Consider the following 9,991-nt stretch of genomic DNA (forward strand, 5'->3'; position numbering starts at 1 on the left):
GAGACTGTCGCATTTACTAATTTAAACTGCAAATCATTAGTTTATTTAAGTTATACAAAGCACTCTCCCGCTCTCTATCCCTTTGAGAATATGAAGTTGCTTGCTTAGATTAAACCTTGCATGCACCGGACACTATATAAACTTATGATAAAATGAGCAACACCCAACAATATGAAGCAGGACATGACATCACTACAAAAAGTAGAACAAGAAGTGCTTAAAACGCGTAAATCAATGAAAACAAAGCAGTTCTGAAAATATTTTAGCCTCTTTTACCTAAAAAAGTATCGATAAATTTTCATATCATTAAAAAAACTCGTATATTTGCAAACCCAAAAGAGAGGGTGACAAACCATACAAAATAAGAATATAAAAAATACAATACAAATATGACTAAGGCAGATATCATTAATGAAATTGCTATGGCAACGGGCGTCCAGAAAAGAGATGTCACAGTGGTTGTCGAAAGCTTTATGGAGACCATTAAAAATAGTTTACTTGAAAAGAAAGAGAATGTATACCTGCGTGGTTTTGGCAGTTTCGTCATCAAACACCGTGCAGCAAAGACCGCACGCAATATCCTCAAGAATACAACTATGACGATTGAGGCCCATGACTTGCCAAGTTTCAAGCCATCAAAGTCATTCATTGAACAGATGAAGAACGAATAACAATAACAAATAATTATATTTCAAAATTTAAAGATTATGCCAAACGGAAAGAAGAAGAAGGGCCACAAAATGGCAACTCACAAGCGTAAAAAGAGACTACGCAAGAATAGACATAAGAGCAAGTAAGCTTGATAGCCTATTAAGGACTTAGGGGGCATGTCAATACATCCACAAGGAAGTTGTGACATGCCCCTTTATGGTAACAGTAAGAACTAAGTAAAGATTAAAAAATGACAAGCGAAGTTGTAATCGACGTAAGGGAGAAAGAAATTTCGATAGCTCTGTTAGAGGATAAAAATCTGGTGGAATATCAGAATGAACCACGGCAGGCTTCTTTCTCTGTTGGCAACATTTACGCTGCTAAAGTTAAGAAACTCATGCCGGGACTTAACGCATGCTTCGTGGATGTTGGCTATGAACGCGACGCTTTTCTGCATTATCTTGACTTAGGCAGTCAATTCAATTCCTACGCCAAGTATCTGAAACAGGTGAACAGCGATAGGAAGAGACTCTATCCTTTCAGTAAGGCACAGAGGTTGCCTGACTTGAAAAAGGACGGAAGTGTTCAGCAATTGCTCTCTGTCGGACAGGAAGTTTTGGTGCAGATTGTAAAAGAACCCATCTCCACTAAAGGTCCCCGACTGACAGGCGAGCTTTCGTTTGCAGGACGGTTCATTGTCCTTATTCCTTTTGGAGATAAAGTCTCAGTATCTTCTAAAATCAAAAGTGGTGAAGAGCGTGCACGACTGAAGCAGCTCATCTACAGCATTAAACCTAAAAACTGCGGTGTCATTGTAAGGACTGTTGCAGAAGGAAAGCGGGTCGCAGAACTCGACACTGAAATGAAAGTGTTGACAAAGCGATGGGAGGACGCAATCCTCAAGACACAGAAACAACAGAAGAGACCGCAGTTGGTATTTGAAGAAACAGGCAGGGCTATCGCTATGTTGAGAGACCTGTTCAATCCAAGTTTCGAAAATATTTATGTCAATAACGAAGAAGTTTACAACGAAGTAAAACACTACTTGACACTCATTGCCCCAGAAAAAGCAAATATTGTCAAGCATTATACGGGCAAAGTGCCTATCTTCGACAACTTCAACGTTACCAAACAGATTAAATCAAGTTTCGGTAAAACCATAAACTATAAGCATGGGGCTTATCTGATTATCGAACATACCGAGGCACTTCATGTCGTAGATGTAAACAGTGGAAACCGCTCGAAATCTGAAAACGGACAGGAAGCCAATGCTCTTGACGTGAATTTAGGGGCAGCCGATGAGTTAGCAAGACAGCTAAGACTACGCGATATGGGAGGAATCATCGTTGTAGATTTCATCGACATGAACCTTGCAGAAGACCGACAGATGCTCTATGAACGCATGTGTAAGAATATGCAGAAAGACAGGGCTAGACACAATATCCTGCCTCTGAGTAAATTTGGACTGATGCAAATCACGCGTCAACGCGTGCGTCCGGCAATGGATGTCAATGTAGAGGAGACATGTCCCACCTGCAATGGCACCGGAAAAATCAGATCAAGCATTCTCTTCACCGACCAATTGGAAAGAAAGATTGACCGCCTTGTCAACAAGATTGGCATCGCAAAGTTCTATTTACACGTTCATCCATATGTGGCTGCCTACATCAACAAAGGGTTTATTTCCCTTCGTCGCAAGTGGCAACTCAAATATGGTTTCGGCGTACATATCATTCCATCGCAGAAACTTGCATTCCTACAATACGAGTTTTATGACAGTCAAGGCGAATTCATTGATATGAAAGAGGAAATAGAAACAAAATAAACCATCCTGCAAGTTCAAACTTGTATTAAGAAAAAGCTGCATACATCATATCTTCAGATGATTGTATGCAGCTTATGTCTTTATAGAAAACAAGGTTACTGTCAATGCTTCTTATGGCGCTTAAGCTCCAATTCGGGGATTTTTACCCTGTCTCCTTTTTTCAGCACTTTCTCCTTATTCATCACTTCCAAATAGCATTCCATGCCTGACCCTAAGTGCTGGCGACTGATAGAAGCAAGCGTCTGTCCGGCTTGCACCTTGACAATCTGCTTGACACCGACAATGCGATAAGCACCCGTACGAACACGCGCATCACTGTTATTCAACTCATCATAAGGATTTTCTTCCTTTGAAGGAACTGGCTTTTCAACAACAGGAGCAGGCTTTTCCGCTACAGCAACAGGCTTCATAACCTTTGAAGGCCCCCTCAATGTGGAGTAATCTTTCTTTAGAAGTTCAATCTGAAGTGTTCCCACCTCTGTCATCAAACTCTCAATTCGATCATTCCGTTGATATAATTCCATGAACAAATAGCATATTGTTCCAACAAGAACTACAAATAATGCCACAAGAGAAGACACCAATAACTTCATATAAGGAGACTTATGAGGAGTATTAACAGTGGCAACATCTTCGATATCTTGAACTGTATCTTCCTGCATATCAGTTCTTCCTATCACAGGCTCAACCTCTTTTTCTGATGACGTTTCCGGCGTTTCCACCTTATCCCCTACTACATTATCAGTAGCAGTTTCAACGGTTCCCTGTACAAATTCCACTTTTTCTACTTCCGAAACGACTGGTTCTGAAACAGCATCTCGCACATTGTTTTCCTGTATATCCTCCTCCACAGACACAGTTTCTGCCGGCAACTCTGACACAACAGCAACAGCTTCGACTCGCTCTTCATGGGGATTATCAACCTTTTCAACCGTCTTTTCCTCTACACTTTCTGTTTTTTCTTCAACCGGAGTAGACTCTTCCAACTGCTCTTCAAATTCGTCTTCCAGTTCAACACCCTCGTTGACTACAACTGTTTCAAACTGCGAGAAAGGCCTGTTGACCAGTTCTTTCATAGCATTATCCGGCGTAAAGGATATCTTGTCACGCCCTTCAATCACAATACGTTCTCCCGTGTTCACATCGACACTCTCGCGGGAACTGACACTCGTCAACTTAAATGTACCCAATCCCTTTATCTTAACTTGCCGTTCACGCTGCACTCCTTCATTAATGACATCTATCATCAACGCAATGAAATGCTCGGCATCAGCCACTTTAAGCCCGTGCTTGTCAACCAAACAGCGTGCTATATCTTTCATATTAGTCATTGCCATCTCCTCCATTTTTAAGTTTCTCTTTAATGGATGCATTCGGCTTAAAGCCCAACACCAACTTGGGTGGCACTAACATTCGCATGCCTGTAGAGGGGTTGACAACAACACGTTCCATACGTTTTTTCACTTCAAACGTACCAAAACCCGTCAAAGAAACATTTTCCCCAGCTTCAAAACTATCACCCATTCCTTCAATAAGCGTATTGACGAGTTTCTGTGCATCGGCCTGAGTGTAGCCACTTCTCAAAGCCAATTCAGCGATAAATTCCTTATTATTCATACCAAGAACTGTTATTTAACAACATGTCCATAAAGATCAAACTCCTCACTATCCGTTATTTTCACATCATAGAAGTTGCCAACACGGAGCCGAACACCCGCTGCAGGAATAAGCACTTCAGGGTCAACTTCTGGCGAACAGAACTCCGTACGTCCGATATAATAATCACCTTCTTTACGGTCAATGATAACTTTCATCACCTTACCAACCTTTTCAGCCTCCACATCAGCACTGATTTCCTGCTGTATTGCCATTAAAGTGTCAAGGCGATGTTGCTTGACTTCTGGCGTAACATCATCTTCATAATGATTTGCACTGTATGTTCCTTCCTCTTCAGAATAGGCAAAAGCACCCATTCTTTCAAACTTTGCCCACTTGACAAACTCAACGAGTTCATTGAAATCTTCTTCTGTTTCACCCGGAAACCCAACCAACAATGTCGTGCGAATATGTATGCCAGGGACAGCTTCGCGTATCTTCTTAATCAGTTCTATGGTTTCCTCCTTACTCACATGACGGTGCATTGCATCAAGCATATGGTTGGAAATATGCTGCAAAGCAATATCAAGATACTTACAGACATTCGGCTTTTCACGAATGACATCAAGCAGTTCCAAAGGGAATTGATTGGGATATGCGTAATGAAGACGTATCCACTTGACTCCCTTGATATCGGCCATATCACTGATAAGGTCAGCAATATGCCGCTGCCCGTCAATATCAACTCCATAGTAAGTAAGTTCTTGTGCAATGATCTGAAACTCCTTAACACCATCATTCACAAGCTCTCTTACTTCCTGTAAGATATCTTCTTTTGGGCGACTCACATGCTTTCCCGTAATCAAAGGGATAGCACAATAGGCACAATGGCGGTCACACCCTTCGGCAATCTTCACGTAAGCATAATGCCGGGGCGTAGTCAAATGACGCCGACCATTGCAGGATGGCACCTCCGCCTTACCGAGATCAGTCAGCAACTGCTTGTAGTTGAACTTCCCATAGAACTTATCCACCTCTGGAATCTCTTTCTCAAGCTCGTCCTTATAGCGCTGCGACAGGCACCCCATCACATAAAGACGCTTCAAACGCCCTTCATTCTTTGCATGAACAAACTCAAGAATGGTATTGATGCTCTCTTCTTTGGCGGATTCTATAAAGCCACATGTATTGATAACAGCAATCTCCCCGTCAGGTCGTTTGCTGTCATGGACACAATGATATCCGTTAGCTTCGAATTGCTTCATCAGATGTTCGCTATCAACGAGGTTCTTTGAGCAACCCATGGTTATGATATCTATCTGATTTCTCTTCATCTGAAACACTTCTATGCGATATCAGGCAAACAAAGAGTCAACAAACTCTTTACGATTGAACAGCTGGAGATCTTCCATCTGCTCGCCCAAACCGATATACTTTACAGGCACTTTCAGCTGATCGCTGATGCCAATAACTACGCCACCTTTAGCTGTTCCGTCTAATTTAGTGATAGCCAGACTCGTGATATTCGTAACTGCAGAGAACTGCTTAGCCTGCTCAAAAGCATTCTGTCCGGTGCTTCCGTCAAGCACAAGCATCACTTCATCAGGGGCTTCGGGCAGCACTTTCTTCATCACTTCCTTGATTTTCTTCAACTCGTTCATCAGCCCCACCTTGTTATGTAGACGCCCCGCAGTGTCTATCAACACAACATCCGCTCCATTAGCCTTGGCACTTTGCAGCGTATCGAAAGCTACACTGGCCGGATCAGAGCCCATTTGCTGTTTGATGACAGGCACTCCCACGCGCTCACCCCAAATGGAAATCTGCTCTACAGCAGCTGCACGGAATGTGTCGGCAGCACCTAAAAAGACCTTCTTGCCTGCATTCTTAAACTGATAAGCAAGTTTACCAATCGTCGTAGTCTTCCCTACTCCATTCACACCCACTACCAAAATCACATAAGGTTTATGGTCGCTTGGGAGTTCCCAACTATCATTATCATCCGTATTATTCTCTGCCAATAGCGATGCTATCTCTTCTCTGAGGATGCCATTCAGCTCTGAAGTAGAGACATATTTATCTCGGGCAACGCGTTCCTCTATGCGTTCTATGACCTTCAATGTCGTATCTACGCCCACATCACTGGTTATCAATACTTCTTCAAGGTTATCAAGCACCTCGTCATCAACCTTAGACTTACCGGCAACGGCACGCGTCAGTTTACTGAACACGCTCTCCTTGGTCTTCTCAAGTCCCTTGTCGAGCGTCTCTTTCTTTTTCTTGTTAAATAGTCCGAAAATTCCCATAATTACGTAATTTGATGATAAGCAGCAAACAAAGAAAGTCTTTCAAGCAGACATACCCTTGTGCAAGAACATCGCATATGAAACATAAACGAATTTCATCCTCCCCATAACCGCATGCAGCTTATCTTCTGCAAAGATAATAAAAAAGTAAGGAAGAAAAAAGGTATGAATGTAAAATAATGAAGAGATGCATTCGGCAAGACACAACCCGAAGCTATCTTTAGTGTAAAATAAATTCACCTTAGATTTGCATTCGTCTGCAAAATTCATTATCTTTGCCAAAGGGAAAGTGTCAACATGCTTTCCCTTTTTTCATCTCCACTTATCAACAGGCATGCTTAAAGCTTCATGATATCAACTCAAATGACACGAATCAGCTTGCAATCTGCGTCACTTCACGCACTGACTCGGCACAGATTACAAGCTAAAGTGACTCATTTCAGACCACATCATGAAACAAAATGGAAGATGAAAAGAAGCTAAGGAAAAAACAAGACAAAACATATTGTCAGGTATTTTGAGTTTTTTCATAAAAAAACTTAATGAGAAAAAGAAAGCCCTTACTGTATTTTCAGCATTTATTACTCATTCATTACAGACCTATAGATACGCTCTTATAGAATTCAGAGCAGGTTATTTCGGCTCGCTGAAAATATCATCCAATGTAGTTTCATAAGCCACAAAAGGGAATGCTATAAGACAACATTTTATGCAAAATTACGAAAAAAGGCAGCCCGCATGATACAGACTGCCTTTTCTTTTTATATACTTCTCGTTCAGAAGAAGAGATATCTGTTATCAACAACCTTAGCGTTGATGTAGAGTTCATTCATGAAGTTGCCGGCATACTGCATAGTCTTCTGGCGTAATTTCTGCTCCATGGTCTTGTCGTCAAACTTACCCGGACGCATGGTCTTATTGGTAACCTGGAACATATAGACACCGGCGTTGCCCTTCACAGCCTTTGTTGAGAACTTACCTTTAGCCGTTGCATAGACTGCACCGCTCAAAGCAGGCTCGCTTGCACCCGTAAGCGTAACGAACACGGGAGCAGCAAAAGTAACTTGATTTACATCGGCAACCTTTGCTCCCTTTGCCTTGGCAGCAGCAAGTGTGCTCACACCGTTCAACTTACTCATAAGCATTTCAGCCTTCTTGTCTTTCATTACTTCGGCCTTCACCATTTCCTTTACTTGAGAATCATCCAAAGAACGATAGCCTACAGGGTGGATTTTGGTGAGAACAGCAACGAGAAGATGATCATTATCACCACAGGTGTACATTTGAGAAACTGCGCCCTGCTTTGCCTCAAAGAGCCACTTCAATGCATCACGAGTGCCGTGGATATTGGCCAAATAATGCTGAGCTGTTGTAATATCATTGGCTTCCTGCACCCTATAACCATTCTTAGCTGCATTCTTGATGATATCATCTCCCGTCTGATTGGCACTCACGAATGAAGAGAATTTGTTATAAGCCTTGCTGTAAGTTTCATTAGAGAAGACAATATTCTTCTTGATAACGGCAGCAATATACTTGTCGGTCATGGCCTTACGGCTGAGCACCTGAACAATGATATTGCCCTGTGGCAAAACGATATTCTTGGTCTCATTGACAGCCATCATATTCAGACTTGTGATATAGTTCTTGGTGTCATTGTCCATAGAAGGCACGTTCTGATACTGCTGTGTGGTCATCCATGCCTTCTGACCAGTCTGCCCATACTTCTTAGCTACAGCCTCAAAATCAGCTCCGCCCTTTAATGCTGCATAGATAGAATCGGCAGATTTGTGAGCAACATCCGCACTTGCACCACCGACTTGTATCTGGCGATACTCAATGGAATCAGGCAACTGCTGCTTAGCAATCAGTCGGATAACATTCAAAGTGTTGTCCATTGTATTCTCTATAATACCAGACGTATGACCAACAGCCATAGAGTCAAGTTTTGCTGCAATATCCGAAGGGAAGGCTGTCTTACCGACAGGAATACCCAGATAGTTCACAAGTGAGGAGCTCTTGCGCACAACCGCGGAAGGATCTTCTGCTGAAGCAAGGTCCTTGGCATATCCGGCAAACTCCTTTTGAAGCGCATTCTTATCAGCTGCAGAAGGTGTAACCTGAAAATCAACATACTTGATGTCGCGACTCTCTACATACTGCTGGAAACGTGGTTTCAGTTCATCATACTTGGCCTTAAGGTCAGACTCTGTAATCTGAACCTTGTCATCCTGGATCGAACTGTAAGGGAATGCAGCAAGTTGGATATTGCTTTCATTGTTCTCCTCCTTGAATGCCATCTTTGCCTCTACTGGATTTGACAGGAGACAATGTGCAAGCAAGCTTTGATATTTCTGTGCCAGAAGCTGCTGACGAAGTGTCTTTTCAATGAATGTCCAATACTTATAGATGGTTTCATACTGCTGAGCCATTTGAGGATTAGCCGAACGTTGTGTGTCATATTCAGCCAAGAACTTCTGCAATGCATTTGCATCGAAGCGGCCGGTCTGCTGGTTAACGAAAGGCGTCTGGAGCAACATCGGGTTAGTACCAGCCTTCAGCACATTCTGCAATTCAGCATCTGTGACACGGAGACCAAGCTGCTTAGCCTCATGCTCTACAATCTTTGTCTGCACAAAGGTGTTCCATACCATGTCCTTTACCTGGTTGAGTTGCTCGTCATTCAAGGCCTCAGCACCCTGCTGCATCTTGATCACTTCAGTGTACTCATCAACAAGTTTTTGGAATTCATTCACATTAATCTTCTCTCCCAAAACCTCTCCTACCTGCTGACGCGCATTGTTACGAGTCGACTCACAAGAGCGAAAGGCCTCTTCAGCAATGAATGCAAAAAGACCCAATCCAATGATACCCATCAGAAAGGCGCCTTTGCTTCTAATTTTTCCTAATGCTGCCATTACTTTAATTTGTTTTTTATTTTTTAGTTATTTCTTTCTCTGTATCAACTAAATTGCCCACAAAAATACGAATAAAAAAGCATATAGCGCAATTTTTCACGTAAAAAATACGCGAATTCGGTTTAAGAAACGGCTATTCAACTCCAAGGAAAGCCGGAAAACGCAGAAAAAACACTCGTCGTTGGTCGACGAAATGCAGAAATCGCTGAAAAACGCTCATCGTCGGTCGACGAAACGCAGAAATCGCTGAAAAACGCCTGTCATCCGTGGATGAAATCGAGAAAACGCTGAAAAACGCCCGTCATCCGTGGATGAAACCAAAAAAATGGTAAAAATAAGCTTTCCGCCGCGGCTGAAACTGAAAAAACGACAAAAATCGGCTTTCCGCCACGGCGGATGAGTAGAAAACAGCAAAAACAGCATTTCCGCCGCGGCCGAAAGTGAAAAAACGGAGAAAATCGGCTTTCCGCCGTGGCCGAAGAGTAAAAAACAGCAAAAACAGCGTTTCGGCCACAGCCGAAACTGGAAAACAGCCTCAAAACAGCTTTCACGCCCTACGGGAAATGCAAAAACACCCTCAAAATGGCTTTAACGCCCTACGGGAAATGCAAAAACACCCTCAAAACAGCTTTAACGCCCTACGAGAAATGCAAAAACAGCTTCAAAATGGCTTTAACGCCCTACGGGAAATGCAA

At 42.6% G+C, this 9,991-nt stretch carries 8 protein-coding genes; 3 read left to right on the forward strand and 5 right to left on the reverse strand.

Going from position 1 to position 9,991, the window contains the following annotated elements:
- Positions 1-389: 389 nt before the first annotated feature.
- Both HMPREF2983_RS12825 and HMPREF2983_RS12830 read left to right on the forward strand, forming a co-directional pair.
- The gene (locus tag HMPREF2983_RS12825) at positions 390-671 is read left to right on the forward strand and encodes an HU family DNA-binding protein (protein WP_004374881.1); all 282 of its coding nucleotides are present in this window, start codon (positions 390-392) and stop codon (positions 669-671) included.
- Positions 672-901: 230 nt separating this feature from the next.
- The gene (locus HMPREF2983_RS12830; protein ID WP_070669063.1) at positions 902-2,476 is read left to right on the forward strand and encodes an Rne/Rng family ribonuclease; all 1,575 of its coding nucleotides are present in this window, start codon (positions 902-904) and stop codon (positions 2,474-2,476) included.
- A gap of 101 nt (positions 2,477-2,577) precedes the next feature.
- Here the strand turns inward: HMPREF2983_RS12830 and HMPREF2983_RS12835 are convergent, their stop codons facing one another.
- The 5 genes from HMPREF2983_RS12835 to HMPREF2983_RS12860 all read right to left on the reverse strand — a co-directional run bounded on the left by HMPREF2983_RS12835 (position 2,578) and on the right by HMPREF2983_RS12860 (position 9,296).
- Positions 2,578-3,822 carry an HU family DNA-binding protein gene (locus HMPREF2983_RS12835; protein ID WP_070669065.1) on the reverse strand — a complete coding sequence of 415 codons (1,245 nt, stop codon included), beginning with the start codon at positions 3,820-3,822 and terminating at the stop codon, positions 2,578-2,580.
- Positions 3,800-4,093, reverse strand: coding sequence for an HU family DNA-binding protein (locus HMPREF2983_RS12840; protein ID WP_004374875.1), 294 nt, complete (start codon positions 4,091-4,093; stop codon positions 3,800-3,802). Before HMPREF2983_RS12840 ends, HMPREF2983_RS12835 begins: the two co-directional genes overlap by 23 nt.
- Positions 4,094-4,104: 11 nt before the next feature.
- On the reverse strand, positions 4,105-5,406 hold the full coding sequence (gene rimO / locus HMPREF2983_RS12845; RefSeq protein WP_070669067.1) for a 30S ribosomal protein S12 methylthiotransferase RimO: 1,302 nt from the start codon (positions 5,404-5,406) through the stop codon (positions 4,105-4,107).
- A gap of 21 nt (positions 5,407-5,427) precedes the next feature.
- Positions 5,428-6,378 (reverse strand): signal recognition particle-docking protein FtsY, encoded by a 951-nt coding sequence (gene ftsY / locus HMPREF2983_RS12850; protein ID WP_004374871.1) that lies wholly within the window; start codon positions 6,376-6,378, stop codon positions 5,428-5,430.
- A gap of 776 nt (positions 6,379-7,154) precedes the next feature.
- The gene (locus HMPREF2983_RS12860; RefSeq protein ID WP_070669070.1) at positions 7,155-9,296 is read right to left on the reverse strand and encodes a peptidylprolyl isomerase; all 2,142 of its coding nucleotides are present in this window, start codon (positions 9,294-9,296) and stop codon (positions 7,155-7,157) included.
- A gap of 440 nt (positions 9,297-9,736) precedes the next feature.
- On the opposite strand from HMPREF2983_RS12860, the gene HMPREF2983_RS14190 reads away from it, so the two are divergent.
- On the forward strand, positions 9,737-9,991 hold a 255-nt coding region (locus HMPREF2983_RS14190; RefSeq protein ID WP_210400392.1), incomplete at its 3' end, for a hypothetical protein.

The sequence above is a fragment of the Prevotella sp. HMSC077E09 genome, from assembly GCF_001814685.1.
Taxonomy (GTDB): domain Bacteria; phylum Bacteroidota; class Bacteroidia; order Bacteroidales; family Bacteroidaceae; genus Prevotella; species Prevotella oris.